At 45.0% G+C, this 15,949-nt stretch carries 15 protein-coding genes; 10 read left to right on the top strand and 5 right to left on the bottom strand.

Going from position 1 to position 15,949, the window contains the following annotated elements:
- Positions 1-21: 21 nt before the first annotated feature.
- Positions 22-522 (bottom strand): heme-degrading oxygenase HmoB, encoded by a 501-nt coding sequence (gene hmoB / locus WA325_RS16390; protein WP_024120788.1) that lies wholly within the window; start codon positions 520-522, stop codon positions 22-24.
- A gap of 121 nt (positions 523-643) precedes the next feature.
- On the opposite strand from hmoB, the gene WA325_RS16385 reads away from it, so the two are divergent.
- The 6 genes from WA325_RS16385 to WA325_RS16360 all read left to right on the top strand — a co-directional run bounded on the left by WA325_RS16385 (position 644) and on the right by WA325_RS16360 (position 9,527).
- Positions 644-2,788, top strand: a complete 2,145-nt coding sequence (locus WA325_RS16385) for a transglycosylase domain-containing protein (RefSeq protein WP_336183954.1) — start codon at positions 644-646, stop codon at positions 2,786-2,788.
- 120 nt (positions 2,789-2,908) lie between these two features.
- A complete protein-coding gene (hemE, locus tag WA325_RS16380; RefSeq protein WP_105955317.1) occupies positions 2,909-3,970 on the top strand; it encodes a uroporphyrinogen decarboxylase in 1,062 nt (353 codons plus the stop codon).
- 74 nt (positions 3,971-4,044) lie between these two features.
- Entirely contained in the window at positions 4,045-4,977 is a 933-nt protein-coding gene (gene hemH / locus WA325_RS16375) for a ferrochelatase (RefSeq protein ID WP_326325351.1), read from the top strand.
- Between the two features lie 14 nt (positions 4,978-4,991).
- The gene (gene hemY, locus WA325_RS16370) at positions 4,992-6,404 is read left to right on the top strand and encodes a protoporphyrinogen oxidase (protein ID WP_101863793.1); all 1,413 of its coding nucleotides are present in this window, start codon (positions 4,992-4,994) and stop codon (positions 6,402-6,404) included.
- A 149-nt stretch (positions 6,405-6,553) separates the two neighbouring features.
- Complete coding sequence (locus tag WA325_RS16365) at positions 6,554-7,129, top strand: TetR/AcrR family transcriptional regulator (RefSeq protein WP_202852693.1); 576 nt, start codon at positions 6,554-6,556, stop codon at positions 7,127-7,129.
- Between the two features lie 70 nt (positions 7,130-7,199).
- On the top strand, positions 7,200-9,527 hold the full coding sequence (locus WA325_RS16360) for a YhgE/Pip domain-containing protein (protein ID WP_202852692.1): 2,328 nt from the start codon (positions 7,200-7,202) through the stop codon (positions 9,525-9,527).
- Positions 9,528-9,569: 42 nt separating this feature from the next.
- On the opposite strand, the gene fabHB is transcribed toward WA325_RS16360, so the two are convergent.
- Positions 9,570-10,547 (bottom strand): beta-ketoacyl-ACP synthase III FabHB, encoded by a 978-nt coding sequence (gene fabHB / locus WA325_RS16355; protein WP_105955322.1) that lies wholly within the window; start codon positions 10,545-10,547, stop codon positions 9,570-9,572.
- 121 nt (positions 10,548-10,668) lie between these two features.
- On the opposite strand from fabHB, the gene WA325_RS16350 reads away from it, so the two are divergent.
- On the top strand, positions 10,669-11,445 hold the full coding sequence (locus WA325_RS16350; protein ID WP_105990529.1) for a YhfC family intramembrane metalloprotease: 777 nt from the start codon (positions 10,669-10,671) through the stop codon (positions 11,443-11,445).
- A gap of 78 nt (positions 11,446-11,523) precedes the next feature.
- On the opposite strand, the gene WA325_RS21485 is transcribed toward WA325_RS16350, so the two are convergent.
- A complete protein-coding gene (locus WA325_RS21485; RefSeq protein WP_442895286.1) occupies positions 11,524-11,715 on the bottom strand; it encodes a hypothetical protein in 192 nt (63 codons plus the stop codon).
- Positions 11,716-11,852: 137 nt separating this feature from the next.
- Between WA325_RS21485 and WA325_RS16340 the strand changes: the two genes are divergently transcribed.
- On the top strand, positions 11,853-12,893 hold the full coding sequence (locus WA325_RS16340) for a M42 family metallopeptidase (protein WP_336183953.1): 1,041 nt from the start codon (positions 11,853-11,855) through the stop codon (positions 12,891-12,893).
- A 14-nt stretch (positions 12,894-12,907) separates the two neighbouring features.
- Complete coding sequence (locus tag WA325_RS16335; protein WP_101863797.1) at positions 12,908-13,315, top strand: ASCH domain-containing protein; 408 nt, start codon at positions 12,908-12,910, stop codon at positions 13,313-13,315.
- Between the two features lie 41 nt (positions 13,316-13,356).
- Here WA325_RS16335 and gltT read toward each other — a convergent pair whose 3' ends face one another.
- A complete protein-coding gene (gene gltT / locus WA325_RS16330) occupies positions 13,357-14,646 on the bottom strand; it encodes a glutamate/proton symporter GltT (protein WP_105955326.1) in 1,290 nt (429 codons plus the stop codon).
- Positions 14,647-14,917: 271 nt separating this feature from the next.
- On the bottom strand, positions 14,918-15,052 hold the full coding sequence (gene yhfH, locus WA325_RS16325) for a protein YhfH (protein WP_024120799.1): 135 nt from the start codon (positions 15,050-15,052) through the stop codon (positions 14,918-14,920).
- Between the two features lie 157 nt (positions 15,053-15,209).
- Between yhfH and WA325_RS16320 the strand changes: the two genes are divergently transcribed.
- Entirely contained in the window at positions 15,210-15,944 is a 735-nt protein-coding gene (locus WA325_RS16320) for an MBL fold metallo-hydrolase (protein ID WP_336183952.1), read from the top strand.
- Positions 15,945-15,949: the final 5 nt, after the last annotated feature.

The following is a 15,949-nucleotide window of genomic DNA, read 5'->3' as shown; positions in this document are numbered from 1 at the left end:
AGCTGCCGGACATTCCGGCAGCTATTCGACAGCAACATATGTGGTGACATACGAAGGCCGGGAGAAAATGGACGTTGTGTCAACTCCGGCAGACGTGCCGCGTTTTTTGTGGGCTTCTTTGTATGAGCCTGACTGCTGCCAGTCTTGGAAGGATCTTTCTGTTTCCCACAAGGTGAGAATGACGTACGTGTCGCTGTCAAGCGGACGCAGGACACGAATGGCTTCAAAACCGGGCTCGTTTTCGACTTTTCCCGCTCTGTTTTTAAATCTGTTTTCAAACAGCGGCCGTCCTTCCTGTGTGACGGCTATATTGTTCAATACTGCGAAACCGGGATGCTTCATGTCCCCGACTTGGTCAATGACTTCATAGGAATGGGGGGCCTGAAAAACCGTTTCTCCGTTTGTTTCGTGAATTAAAATCGCATTTTCCTGTCCCTGCATCAAAAGCATATTTTCCGAGGAATGTTTTTGCACGATGTTTTTCAAAAAATCGGCTGTCCCATATGTAATATAAACCTTCATATCAGCCACCTCCTGCTTGCTAGTATATCAAAACAATGGTATAAGTTTCTATTGGCGACTGCTTCAAACATAAATCCAAACAATTTTTCCCATACTACATTTAGAAAGGCGAGGTGAGTTCATGTTTAAGATAAAGAAAAAGAAACTTTTCATTCCCATCATTATTTTAGTGTTAACTGCTTTTCTCGCTTTAATAGGATATATTTCAATCATTTTTCTCGGTCATTATGTCATAGATGAAAAGAAGTTGATCCTTCACGCATCTTCAAAAATTGTTGACCAAAACGGGGATGAGGTCGCAAGTCTGTATACAGAAAATCGTGAACCGGTCTCTATCAATGAAATTCCGAAAGAGGTCAGAGAAGCGTTTATCTCAGTGGAAGATAAGAGATTTTATGAACACCACGGTATCGATGTGAAATCTGTCGGAAGAGCGGTGTACCGCGATATATTAGCAGGAGGAAAAGTAGAAGGTGCGAGCACGATCACACAGCAGCTTGCCAAAAATATTTTTCTGACACATGACAAAACGTTTTTAAGAAAAACGAAAGAAGTGATCATAGCGATCAACCTTGAACGGGATTACAGCAAGGACAAGCTGCTGGAAATGTATCTGAACCAGCTATACTTCGGACACGGGGTTTATGGAATTCAAGCTGCATCCCATTATTATTTTAATAAGGAAGTTAAAGATTTAACCGTGTCAGAAGGCGCGGTCTTGGCTGCTATTCCGAAGGCGCCTTCTACGTATTCTCCTGTTTTGCATCCTGATAAAAGCAAGGAGCGGCGTGATACGATTCTCGGCATGATGAATGACCAAGGCTATATCAGTGCGAAAGAGGCTGTCAGCGCGCAGGGGAGGACGCTCGGGCTGAACGTGAAAAAACAGTCGGAAACACCTTGGTTTGACAGCTATATTGACCTTGTGATCCAAGAAGCGGAGGACAAGTATTCCATTTCCGGAGAGCAGCTGCTTCAAGGCGGGTACACGATTAAGGTGCCGCTTGATTCAAAACTGCAAAAAACGGCATATCAAGTCATGAAGGAAGGCAGCTATTATCCCGGAACAGATCAAGATGCTGAAGGAAGCGCAGTCTTTATCAACAATAAAACAGGCGGTGTGGAAGCAGCGATCGGCGGAAGAGATTACACGGCAAAAGGATATAATCGTGTGACAGCTGTGCGCCAGCCGGGGTCAACGTTTAAGCCGCTGGCCGTATACGGACCGGCGATGCAGGAAAAGAAATTTAAGCCGTACTCTCTGTTAAAGGATGAATTACAATCCTATGGAGATTACACACCGAAAAACTATGACGGCCGTTATGAAGGGGAAGTCACGATGTCTGATGCCATCACTTACAGCAAAAACGCGCCGGCAGTGTGGACGCTGAATGAAATCGGTGTGGAAACGGGGAAATCTTATTTGAAGGCAAACGGCATTGATATACCGGATGAAGGGCTTGCTCTGGCTCTCGGCGGTTTGGAAAAAGGCGTATCACCCCTCCAGCTTGCCGGCGCTTTTCATACGTTTGCCGCGAATGGAACATACACCGAGCCGTACTTTATTTCAAACATAACAGATGAAGACGGGGAAACAATAGCTGAACATAAAGAAGAAGGAAAACGAGTATTCAGCAAACAGACGTCTTGGAACATGACGAGAATGCTTCAGCAGGTGGTTAAGAAGGGAACAGCAACGTCCGGCGCCTATCACGGCGATCTTGCCGGGAAAACCGGTTCTACTTCATATAGAGGCGTTTCCGGCGCAACAAAGGATGCCTGGTTTGCAGGCTATACGCCGAACATAACGGGAGCTGTCTGGATGGGCTATGACAAAACAGATCAAAACCATTACTTAAAAGGCGGAAGCGCATATCCGACCAGAATGTTTAAGGATATTTTGACACAGGCTGGCGAAACGGGTTCTGCGTTTGCGAAGCCTAAAAAAGTAAAAGAACTTGAAAGCCCAATTGAGCTTGAGCCTGTCAAAACGCTGACGGCTGACTATACATTTAGGGCAGCGGGGCTGTTTACGATTGAATTAAAATGGGATGCGCAAGAGGATGATCGGGCAGTGTACAGAATTTATGTAAATAAGGACGGCAAGGAAACGCTTCTTGATTCTGTTGAAGGAAAGGGAAGCTATGAGATCCCATATGCCAATTTGTTTTCGGGCGCTTCCTATAAAGTGGTGCCTTATAATACACAGACAAAAAAAGAAGGAGAAGGAACCGATTACGTTCAGCCGAAACTGTTTTCCTCTTAATGGAATTCGGCGATTTTTTGAACTTTGAGCCGCATTTCTATACCATTTGCCCAAAACGAGGTATAGTGTAATGGTCAAGGAACACGAACGTATGGTTGCAGTATGAAAGGTGGAAATCAGATGAGGAAACGAGAAACGTTTAACGAGACGTTTTTAAAAGCTGCGCGGGGAGAAAAAGCGGATCACACGCCTGTTTGGTACATGAGACAAGCCGGGCGCTCACAGCCGGAGTACCGTAAGCTGAAGGAAAAATACGGATTGTTCGAAATTACACATCAGCCCGAATTGTGTGCGTACGTCACAAGACTTCCGGTCGAGCAATACGGAGTCGATGCTGCAATCCTTTACAAAGATATTATGACGCCGCTTCCGTCGATCGGTGTGGATGTTGAAATTAAAAATGGAATCGGGCCGGTGATTGATCAGCCGATTCGTTCACTGCAGGACATTGAAACGCTCGGCAAGCTTGAGCCGGAACAGGACGTGCCGTACGTGCTCGAAACGATCAAACTGCTTGTCAATGAACAGCTTGACGTCCCGCTAATCGGTTTCTCTGGTGCGCCTTTTACGCTTGCCAGCTATATGATCGAAGGCGGGCCTTCGAAAAACTACAATAAAACAAAAGCCTTTATGTACAGCATGCCGGATGCCTGGAACCTGCTGATGACAAAGCTTGCCGACATGATTATCGTGTACGCGAAAGCGCAAATTAAGGCGGGCGCAAAAGCCATTCAAATCTTTGATTCATGGGTTGGCGCGCTGAATCAAGCGGATTACAGAACGTACATCAAACCGGTAATGAATCGGATTTTTTCTGAGCTGGCTTCGGAAAATGTGCCGCTTATCATGTTTGGTGTAGGTGCCAGCCATTTAGCAACGGATTGGCATGACCTGCCTCTCGATGTTGTCGGGCTCGATTGGAGGCTTAGCATTGATGAAGCCAGATCAAAAGGCATCACCAAAACGGTGCAAGGCAACCTAGACCCGTCCATTTTGCTTGCTCCGTGGGAAGTGATCAAGAAGAGAACAAAAGAGATTCTTGATCAAGGCTTACAATCGGACAGCTTCATTTTTAACCTCGGGCACGGCGTATTTCCTGATGTCAGTCCGGAAGTGCTGAAAAAGCTGACTGCATTTGTACATGAATATTCTCAATCAAAGAAAATAGGCCAATACTCCTGAGCATATTTTTTGGTATCAGGATAAAAGCCTGTCAAAATTGTTTTGTGATAGATCATCTAAAGAGGGTGTAAACAGTGGGTAAAAAGAAAATGGGGCTTCTCATTATGGCGTACGGCACGCCTTACAAAGAAGAAGATATAGAGCGTTATTATACACATATCAGAAGAGGCAGAAAGCCTGAGCCTGAAATGCTTCAGGATCTGAAAGACAGATATGAAGCAATCGGTGGCATTTCGCCGCTTGCCAAAATCACAGAGGAACAGGCTTATAAGCTTGAACAGCACTTAAACGAGATTCAGGATGAAATTACGTTTAAAGCGTATATCGGGCTGAAGCATATCGAGCCGTTTATTGAAGACGCTGTGGCAGAGATGCATAAGGACGGCATTACAGAGGCGGTCAGCCTTGTATTGGCACCGCACTTCTCCACATTCAGCGTGCAGTCTTACAACAAACGTGCGAAGGAAGAGGCTGAAAAACTCGGCGGCTTAACAATTACGTCTGTCGAAAGCTGGTACGATGAACCGAAGTTTGTGAAATATTGGGTTGACCAAGTGAAGGACACGTACGCGTCAATGCCGAAGGAAGAAAGAGAAAACGCGATGCTCATCGTTTCCGCGCACAGCCTTCCGGAAAAAATTAAAGAGTACGGAGATCCGTACCCGGATCAGCTTCATGAATCCGCGAAGCTGATCGCTGAAGGCGCAGGCGTATCTGAATACGCTGTCGGCTGGCAAAGTGAAGGCAATACGCCTGATCCGTGGCTCGGACCTGACGTGCAAGATCTGACACGTGATTTATTTGAACAAAAAGGCTATCAAGCATTTGTATATGTGCCTGTCGGATTTGTCGCGGACCATCTAGAAGTGCTTTATGACAATGACTATGAATGCAAAGTGGTGACTGACGATATCGGCGCCAGCTATTACCGGCCGGACATGCCAAACGCTAAGCCGGCATTTATTGATGCTTTAGCAACAGTCGTTTTGAAAAAATTAGGACGTTAAAGAAGGCGATGAACATGAGTGACGGCAAAAAACATGTAGTCATCATCGGCGGCGGCATTACCGGTTTAGCCGCCGCCTTCTACATGGAAAAAGAAATCAGAGACAAAGATTTGCCGCTTGAGCTGACGCTTATTGAGGCAAGTCCGAGAGTAGGCGGAAAAATCCAGACAGTCAAGAAGGACGGCTATATCATCGAAAGAGGGCCTGATTCATTCCTGGAACGGAAAAAAAGCGCTCCGCAGCTTGTCAAAGACTTAGGTCTTGACCATCTGCTTGTGAACAATGCGACCGGACAATCTTACGTGCTTGTCAACCGCACTTTGCATCCGATGCCGAAGGGGGCTGTAATGGGAATACCGACAAAAATTGCGCCGTTCGTGTCAACGGGGCTGTTTTCTCTGTCAGGGAAGGCGCGAGCTGCAATGGATTTCATCCTGCCCGCAAGTAAATCAAAAGAGGATCAGTCACTGGGAGAATTTTTCCGCAGACGTGTCGGGGATGAAGTTGTCGAGAATTTAATCGAGCCGCTTTTATCAGGCATCTATGCAGGTGATATCGACAAACTCAGCCTGATGTCAACATTCCCGCAATTCTATCAGACGGAACAAAAGCACAGAAGCCTGATCCTGGGGATGAAAAAAACAAGACCTCAAGGCTCCGGCCAGCAGCTGACAGCCAAAAAACAAGGGCAGTTTCAGACGCTGACAACAGGCCTGCAGACGCTTGTCGAAGAGATCGAAAATCAACTAAAGCTGACAAAGGTATACAAAGGCACAAAGGTTACCAAGATTAGCCGAGAGGGCACGGGCTACTCGCTTGATCTTGATAACGGCGTATCACTTGATGCCGAATCAGTGATTGTAACAGCACCGCATAAAGCTGCCGCGGGAATGCTTTCAGATTTGCCGGCTGTTGCAAATCTGAAAAACATGCATTCCACATCTGTGGCGAATGTCGCCTTGGGTTTCCCGGAAGGCGCCGTCCAAATGGAACATGAGGGCACGGGCTTTGTCATCTCAAGAAACAGTGATTTCGCGATCACAGCTTGTACGTGGACGAACAAAAAATGGCCGCACGCAGCGCCGGAAGGCAAAACACTGCTTCGGGCATATGTCGGAAAAGCCGGAGACGAATCCATCGTCGACCTCTCAGATAACGACATTATCAACATTGTGCTGGAAGACCTAAAGAAAGTAATGAAAATCAACGGTGAGCCGGAAATGACATGTGTTACGCGCTGGCATGAAAGCATGCCTCAGTACCATGTCGGCCATAAACGCCGTATCAATGAGCTCCGTGAAGCGCTGGCTTCCTCATATCCTGGTGTGTACATGACTGGCGCATCCTTCGAGGGTGTTGGAATCCCGGACTGTATCGATCAAGGAAAAGCAGCTGTGTCAGACGCGCTGAAATATTTATTCGACTAAAACCTCCGTACCCGGTACGGAGGTTTTTTGTGTCTAGATGATGGCAATATTGTGTAAAAAATGTTTGAATTGTTCAGCATGGTATGATACATTTGCATATGTACTTATTGACTAAAATGTTCAAATGGTCAGTTTTGAGGTGATATACAATGTCAATAGATCGAAAAAAGCTCATTTTGGAGGCTGCCACAAAGTCTTTCACACAGTTTGGCTATAAAGCGACGACTATGGATTTGGTGGCGAAGCTTGCGAACGTGGGAAAAGGAACCATCTATACGTTTTTCAAAAATAAAGAAGAGCTGTTTGACGATATTTTCTCTACGTTATTAAAAGAAATGAAGCAAAAAGCCGATGAAGCGATGGAGCCTGATCTCCCGTTCCATGAAAATGTTCACAGGGCGCTGTTTGCCATTCTTGAATTCAGGAAAACACATCAGCTGACGATTAAAATTTTTCAAGAAAATGCTGAGATTGGTACAATGGCAGTTCAGGACGTGATTCAGAAAATGGAGCGTTCCATTCTTTCTTATATTAAAAATAAGATAGAAGAGGGTGTCGAAAACGGAGATATCAGGCCATGTGATCCTGAGCTGACGGCTTTTGTCATGTTGAAGCTTTATATCGCGCTCATTTTTGATTGGGAAAAACAGCATCCCCCGCTTGATAAAGAAACGATTGCGGAACTGCTTGAGTTGTATGTTGTCAAAGGATTGTCAGCCGACTAGATAATCCTTTCTCTTTACAAGAAAATGACCATTTTTCATGATGAGTCAGTTTTAGAATGGAGGCATCAGGATGAACACAATACGAAGTCAATGGAAAGACATCGTAACGAGTAAAAAATTATTGATTCCCATCATCGCCATTTTGTTTGTCCCGCTTATTTACAGCGGTGTTTTCTTAAAGGCCTATTGGGACCCGTACGGCACAGTTGACCAGCTGCCTGTCGTTGTCGTCAACCAGGATAAAGGAACGACATATGAGGGAGAAAAGCTTCAAATCGGTGATGATCTGGTAAAAGAATTAAAGGATAATAAAAACTTTGACTGGCATTTTTCCAATGATCTCGACCAATCGTTAAAGGACTTATTAAATCAAAAATACTATTTAGTAGTCGAGATTCCAGAAGACTTTTCTAAAAACGCCAGCACTGTAATGGATAAAAATCCAAAAAAACTGGATTTGAAATACCATACAAATGCAGGTTCCAACTATGTAGGGGCAACGATCGGCGAAAAAGCGATTGATAAACTGAAAGCCTCTGTTTCTAAAGAAGTGACCAAGCAATATACGAAAGTGATTTTTGATAACTTTAAAGATATTGCCAAAGGTCTCAGCGACGCGAGCAGCGGAGCGAAAAAAATTGATGACGGCACTAAGGATGCAAAAAACGGAAGCGCCCAGCTGAAAGAGAATCTGGCGAAGCTGAAGGAAAGCACCGCTACCATCAGTGACAAAACAGCGCAGCTTGCAGATGGAGCGGCTCAGGTGACGAGCGGCATCCAATCGCTTGACAGCTCGCTCGGTAAATTCCAGGACAGCAGCAACCAGATTTATGATAAATCTGGTCAGCTTGCAGCAGGATCAGGCAAGATAACGGGCAAGCTAAATGAACTGAATGCCGGCCTTCAAAAGGTACAGCAGGGCTTGCCTAATCTGACAAACGGGCTGGATCAGCTCAACAGTAAAGCGCAAGAAGAGTCGGAAAAAGCAGCAAAAGCGGAAAAACTCATTAATGCGCTCGATTTAACACAGCTTGAAACAGCTGTGAACAACCTGGAAAAGTCAGAAACTGCGATGAAGGAATTTAAAAAACAGCTGTCTGACTTTGAAACCAGCTTAAAAAACCGTGATCAGGCATTCAAAAATCTCATCAACTCGAGTGATTTCTTAACAGCGGAGCAAAAAAAACAGTTGATCAATTCTGTTGAAAAGCAGCTTCCGAAAGTTGATGCGCCTGATTTTGATGAAATTTTAAGTGGGCTTCCTGCAGCTGATCAGCTGCCTGACATCGCAACGATAAAAAGCTCATTGGAAGATGTGAAAGCGGAGGTTGCCCAGGTGAAGGCATTGCCGGAAGCTACCTCTAAGCTTTATAACGGCGCAAAAGCCACTCAAGACGCGATTGACAAATTAACTGCTGGATCTGAGAAAATATACAATGCGTCACAGCAGGTGACAGATGGCCAAACTAAACTGACAGCCGGCATCGGTGAATATAATAAGCAGTTCGCAAAAGCAAAAGCGGGCTCAGAGCAATTGGTGACAGGAAGCAGCCAAGTATCCGGCGGATTGTTTAAGCTGTTAGACGGGTCTAAACAGGTCCAAAGCGGATCATCAAAACTCGCTGAGGGATCTGAATCGCTTGATACAGGCTTAGGCAAGCTGTTGGACGGCACAGGACAGCTGTCTAATAAGCTGAATGATGCGGCTGATCAAACAGGAGATATCAGTGCTGATGATGAAACATACGGTATGTTTGCGGATCCGGTCAAAACTAATGACGACGCGATTCATTCCGTCCCTAACTACGGAACAGGGCTGACGCCTTATATCTTATCAATGGGCTTATATGTCGGCGGCATTATGCTGACGGTCGTATTCCCGCTGAAAGAAGCATCAGGCCGTCCGAGAAACGGATTTGAGTGGTTCTTCAGTAAATTTAATGTCATGATGCTGGTGGGAATCATTCAATCGCTTATTGTGGCGACAGTTCTTCTTCTGGGAATCGGGCTTGAGGTGGAAAGCACATGGAGATTTTACGTGTTTACGATCATTACGAGTCTCGCTTTCCTTGCAATGATTCAATTTTTGGCCACGACGATGGGCAATCCGGGCCGGTTTATTGCAGTCATTATTTTAGTGCTGCAGCTCGGGGCCAGCGGAGGAACCTTCCCATTAGAATTGCTTCCGAATTTCTATCAGGTGATCCATGGCGCGCTGCCGATGACCTACAGCATAAACGGGTTCAGAGCGGTGATTTCAAACGGAGATTTCGGCTACATGTGGCAGATGGCCGGTGTCTTAATCGGCATTGCTCTGGTCATGATCGCGCTGAGCATTACCTACTTTACGATTTTAAGCCGGAAGGAAGACACTTCAGAAGAACAGCCGGCTTCCTAATGAAAAAGACCTTGTTTCTCAGGAAACAAGGTCTTTTTTGATTTAACATCCCCATTTGATCAGAAGTCCGGTATACGTTAATCCTCCGCCGAAGCCGAAAAGCATCAGGGTTTGGTCTTTTTTCAGCTTCCCGGCTTTCACTGCCAGATCAAGGGCCAAAACAATAGAGACTGAAGATGTATTTCCGTAGTATTCAACACTGGTGAGTGTTTGTTCAATCGGAAACGGTGTTTTTTCACAAATCGATTCGATCATGCGCAAGTTGGCGCTGTGGGGAACAAACCAATCAAGATCATCGCGGCTGAGCTCTGCTTTGTGTAACAGACGTTCAAATTCCCGGGGAATGGTTCTTGCGGCCCACTTATACACTTCGCGTCCGTTTTGGACCATTTTCCCGGAATCCGCAAGCGGCATGCCGTTGAGTTCGCTCCGCAGTCCTGCCCGGTACAAAATATCTGCGCCTTTTCCATATGTTCCTTGGACGGAGGCGAGGAATCCCGGTGCCTCTTCAGTTCGTTCAACCAATAGTGCGCCCGCAGCATCGCCGAACAGAACGCATGTCGTTCGATCTGTATAATCAGTCACTTTTGACAATGTTTCTCCGGCGATGACGAGAATTTTTTGATGAAGCCCGGATGTAATCAATCCGTTTGCCAAATGGAGACCGTATGTCAGTCCCGCGCATGTCGCATTGATATCTAACGCGCCGGTGTTCTCCCAGCCGAAATATTCCTGCACCCGGCAAGCCGTACTCGGAAAGGCATAATCTGCTGTTGTTGTGGCGACGAGAATCATATCCACATCTTCAAGTGTTCCTTCGTAACGGCTCTCGAGATCTTTGACTGCTTCAATGCATAAGTCTGAAGTGAACTGCTGCTCATCGGCAATCCGCCGTTCTCTCATTCCTGTGCGCTGAACAATCCATTCATCAGATGTATCTACGATTTTTTCCAGGTCAGCATTGGTTAAACGCCGGCTCGGCGCATAGGTGCCGATTGCTGTAATGTTTGCTTTTGACATAATAACACAACTCCTTTTATTATCAGATTATAACACTAGATATTAGTATCTGGTACTAAAAAGAGGATTTTTGATAAAAAAAGAGAAACTGTCAGTAGAAAACCAGAAAAGGAGGAAAAAAATGGTCAGTCAAGGAGCGATAGCCTCTATGATTATTTCCGGGGTTATTGCGTTTTTATTGCCGATCGTACTGATGATATGGTTTAGGCGAAAGTATCATGCTCCGATTAAGGTGTTTTTTATTGGCGCTCTTACGTTTTTTGTCTTTGCTCAGCTGTTGGAGGGCGGCGTTCATGTTTATGTGCTGCAAATGAATGAAACGACGAAAGAAGTGATGAAGCATCCAGTCTGGTATGCCATTTACGGATGCTTGATGGCCGGGATTTTTGAGGAGTGCGGAAGGTATATCATGATGCGTTTCTTTATGAAGCGCCGTCTTTCTTGGGCGGACGGTCTGGCCTTCGGAGCGGGCCACGGCGGTCTGGAGGCGATATTAATAACCGGCTTGTCCAGCATTACGCTTATCGTGTACGCTTTTGCGATCAATAGCGGCACTTTTGAACAGCTTTTGATTAATCAAGATGTGAAGCAGGCACTTATGCCGATTCAGGCGCAGCTGCTGAATACACCTTCGTATGAATGGCTGCTCGGCGGAATTGAAAGAATCAGCGCCATCTCTGTTCAAATCGGTCTGTCACTATTTGTACTGTATGCGGTTAAAAGCCGCCGGCCGCTGTTTTTGCTGTATTCGATTCTCTTACACGGGCTGTTTAATGTACCGGCGGTTTTATACCAAAAAGGAGTGATAGAACATGCGGCGGCTGTTGAACTCATCGTTGCTGGGATAGCCGCGGCATCAGTGGTTTGGATTGTAAAGGCAAAAAGGCTGTTTCAATAAAAAATCCAAGCAGCAGTAACAGCCCGCTTGGAAAAATGAAATATTCGTTTAGGCATGGGGTATCAGAATATTTCTGACTCATTCCTTAGCAATGACAGCAAGAGTGGCAGCGCTTTTTGCAAGAGCAATGTCTTTTCTTTTTCTTCTTTTTCTCGCAAGGGTCATGGCATTCTTTTTCTTTCTTGCAATGGTCGTGGAAATCCTTATCGAACCACTCGTCAAAGAACCAAAAATCATCAAACCAAAAATTACAATGATGTTTCCGTTCATGTGAATGACGACAGCACATAGATATCCCTCCTCTTCCCATGCTCTCTACAGCATATGCTAGATTGATAGGAAAAGATTGGACGGGTTTAGCGGGAAAAGAGTATATTTTAAATAGAAAATAAAAGGAGGAATGTCCTATGACGTCCGTTCGTAAAACAATGGAGCTGATTAAAGAACTCGTTTCTATTCCAAGTCCGACAGGGAATACATATGAGGTGATCAAATACGTTGAAAACCTTTTAAGAGAATGGAAGGTCGAAACGGTTCTGAACCATAAGGGTGGTTTGATCGCCACGCTTCCGGGCCGCGATACATCCCGTCACCGAATGCTGACGGCGCACGTTGACACCTTGGGCGCGATGGTGAAAGAAATTAAAGCAGACGGCCGGCTGAAAATCGATTTGATCGGCGGTTTCCGCTATAACTCGATCGAAGGGGAGTATTGCCAAATTGAAACGGCTTCAGGGAAAACGTATACGGGCACCATTTTAATGCATCAAACGTCTGTGCACGTGTACAAAGACGCGGGAAAAGCGGAGCGCAATCAAGAGAATATGGAAATCCGCCTGGATGAGCCTGTGCACTGCCGTAAGGATACGGAAGAGCTTGGCATTGGCGTCGGAGATTTTGTTTCGTTTGATCCCCGTGTTGAGATCACATCAAGCGGATTTATTAAATCACGCCATTTAGATGACAAAGCAAGTGTGGCCTTGTTGCTTCGCTTAATCCATCAAATTCAAACAGAAGAAATTGAACTGCCGTATACGACTCATTTTCTGATTTCTAATAATGAAGAAATCGGATACGGCGGGAACTCTAATATTCCTGCTGAAACTATTGAATACTTGGCGGTGGATATGGGGGCTATCGGCGACGGCCAGGCGACAGACGAATATTCGGTTTCGATTTGTGTGAAGGATTCGAGCGGTCCGTATCATTATCAGCTGAGAAAGCATTTGGTCGATTTAGCTGAAAAGCACCATATTGACTATAAGCTCGATATTTACCCGTATTACGGGTCGGACGCCTCAGCAGCGATCAGATCCGGGCATGATATTGTGCACGGCCTGATCGGGCCGGGAATTGACGCTTCGCACGCTTTTGAACGCACGCATAAGTCTTCTCTCCGCCATACAGCGAAGCTCCTGTATTATTATGTGCAATCACCGATGGTATAAGAGGGAGAAAATAAATGAAAATCTATGAACTGAAAAGCACTTTCGGCTGGGAAGGCGATGAAGGTCTTGGAGAACAGCTGATCCAGCAAATCCTTGCTGGAGAAAAAACGGCCACCTGCGCGCCGAAATCATTATATTCAAAAGATGAACTGAGTGATGTATATCAAACAGCGGGACAGCTTGTAACCGTTTATGATAAACATGATCATCCGAGATGCAATATAAAAGTGACAGATGTGTTTGAAACGACCTTTGGAGCGCCTGATATGAGGTTAGTCAAAGGAGAGGGCAACGGAGACCGAATTGATGAATTTCAAGAGGACCATCGGAGAGCATGGGCCGAGCTGATCAAAAATGGCGAAATGGAACTGAATGAAGACACTGTTTTGATTACAGAGCTGTTTGAGCTTGTTCAAGATTAAAAAAAGCCTGCGGGGCGTTGAGAACCCAGCAGGCTTTTTGATTAACCGGAAATGGTTGCGTTTTGATCTGCTTTAGATTGGGTCATGACAGCTTCTGCTTTTGCAGGATTAAACATGCCTTCCCATTTAGACATGACAACGGCAGCAAGTGCGTTACCAGTCAGGTTTACAACTGTACGTGCCATGTCCATAATGCGGTCTACACCGGCAATGAAGGCAAGTCCTTCTGCCGGAACACCAATCGTGCCCAGTGTTGCAAGCAAGACGACAAAAGAAGTTCCCGGAACGGCAGCCATTCCTTTAGATGTCACCATCAAAACTAATACAAGCGTAATTTGGTGCCAAATTGTTAAATCAATGCCGTATACTTGTGCAAGAAACAGCGCTGCAATAGATTGATAGAGAACGGAGCCGTCTAAGTTAAACGTATATCCAATCGGGATAACGAAAGACACAATACCTTTCGGACAGCCGATTTTCTCCATTTTTTCCATGATGCGCGGAAGAACGGTTTCAGAGCTGGACGTACTGAACGCCAATAAAATTTCGTCCTTCATGTAAGCCAGGAATTTGAAGATGCTGATACCGGCAATTTTTGCGACAATCCCAAAAATGACGATTAAGAAGAAAGCAAGTGCGACATATACCAATCCGACAAGCTTTCCGAGAGATAGAAGAGAACCGAGTCCGAATTTAGAGACAGTAACTCCGATTAGAGCAAAAACCCCGAATGGCGCTACTTTCATCACAAGGTTTACCACATGGAACATCGAATGGGAAACGCCTTCAAAAAAGGCTAATACTGGCTTGCCTCTTTCACCGATCGCGGAAATTCCCAATGCAAATAGTACGGTAAAGAAGATGATGGCAAGAAGATCCCCTTCGACCAAGGATTGGAAGAAGTTTGTCGGCACAATGTGCAGGAATGTCTCTGCCACTGATTTATTGCTTTGTTCTTTTTCTGTTTCAACATATTGACTGATGTCTGTTTTTTGAGCTTCGTGTATATTAACTCCTGTACCCGGGTGGAAGATGTTTGCAAGGGCTAGTCCGAGAATGATGGCAAAGGTCGTAATAATCTCAAAGTACAGAATTGTTCTGAAGCCTAATTTACCAACTTGCTTTCCATTTCCGGCTCCGGCTACACCGATGATTAAACTGGAGACAACAATAGGAATCACTATCATTTTGATTAAGCGTAAAAAGAGATCCCCGATTGGCTGCAGATAAGTAGGCAGTGCTGGGTTGCCGTACCAAATAACGCCAGCAATAACACCTAGAATAAGTCCAACGAATATTTGCGTGGCTAATCCAAACCTAATTCTTTTCATAGATTACCTCCCAAAAAACAAAGTATCAACATATATCATGAATAGACATATATTTAATCTCACTATTAGATCAAATTATAATAGATAAGAAATAGGTTCGTCTATAGTAAATTATATTTTGAAAATAAAGAATATTCAAAAATAGAGAGTGAATCACCAGAATTATCTAAAAACAGGTGAGCTTTGACCCAACCTGACTATTATTTCAATATAAAGAGAAGTTAGAAGAATGAAGAAAATCTCACACTGTATGCGTGAGATTTTCGCCCCTTTACATATCGCTTACTTTTATACAGTCGTTGCAAATATTACCATAACACTCATGCTGCTCATCAATCTTTTTTCCGCATTCCGCGCACTTTTTCGAAGGCAGGTTTCTAAAAAATTCAGTAATTTTCCCTAGCATAACCAATCCCTCTTTCCCCTTTGTAATGTCTTCATTGTAATATAACAGAAAGTAAAATTCAACATCTGTTTTGATACAATGTTTAAAACATGCTTTTTTTTAGAAAAATGGGTATATTGAAGGAGGATCAATTTTCTTTGAAAAGAAGGAGGACATTATGAAAGTTACAGTTATCGGATGCTACGGCGGTTTTCCGGCCGCAAATGAAGCGACGTCGGGTTACTTGTTTCAATCGGGGGATTTTTCATTGTTAGTGGACTGCGGAAGTGCCGTGTTATCTAAGCTGTTTGGATATGTCCCGGCGGAAAAGCTGGACGCGGTGATTCTGTCTCATTATCACCATGACCATATTGCCGACATCGGGCCGCTGCAATTTGCGAAGCAAGTCGGATCATTCCTCGGCAAAGGAGAGCACTCGCTTCCGATTTACGGACATGATGCTGATATAGAACAGTTTCAAAAGCTTACATATAAAACGCATACGAAAGGGATTGCCTATCAGCCTGATCAGCAGCTGACTGTCGGTCCGTTTACGATCACCTTTTTAAAGACGGTTCACCCGGTGACTTGTTATGCGATGCGGATTACTGACGGCAGCCATACTGTTGTGTATACTGCTGATTCCAGCTATCAGGATTCATTTATTCCGTTTTCGGAAAACGCTGATTTATTGATCTCAGAATGTAATTTTTATGCTGATCAAGACGGGACAAGCGCAGGCCATATGAACAGCTTGGAAGCAGGGCGAATTGCAGAAGAAGCGGGAGCGGGCGGGCTGCTGCTGACCCATCTGCCTCATTTCGGCGTGCATGAGAATCTTCGCAAAGAAGCCAAGACCGTTTTTAACGGGAAAGTGAACATTGCGAAATCTGGTTTTGTGTGGGAAGGATAAAGGAG

Origin of the sequence: Bacillus sp. 205(2023) (assembly GCF_037027485.1) — a bacterium.
Taxonomy (GTDB): Bacteria; Bacillota; Bacilli; order Bacillales; family Bacillaceae; genus Bacillus; species Bacillus halotolerans.
The sequence above is the reverse complement of the archived record's forward strand: the minus strand, read 5'-3'. Positions and strand labels throughout refer to the sequence as shown.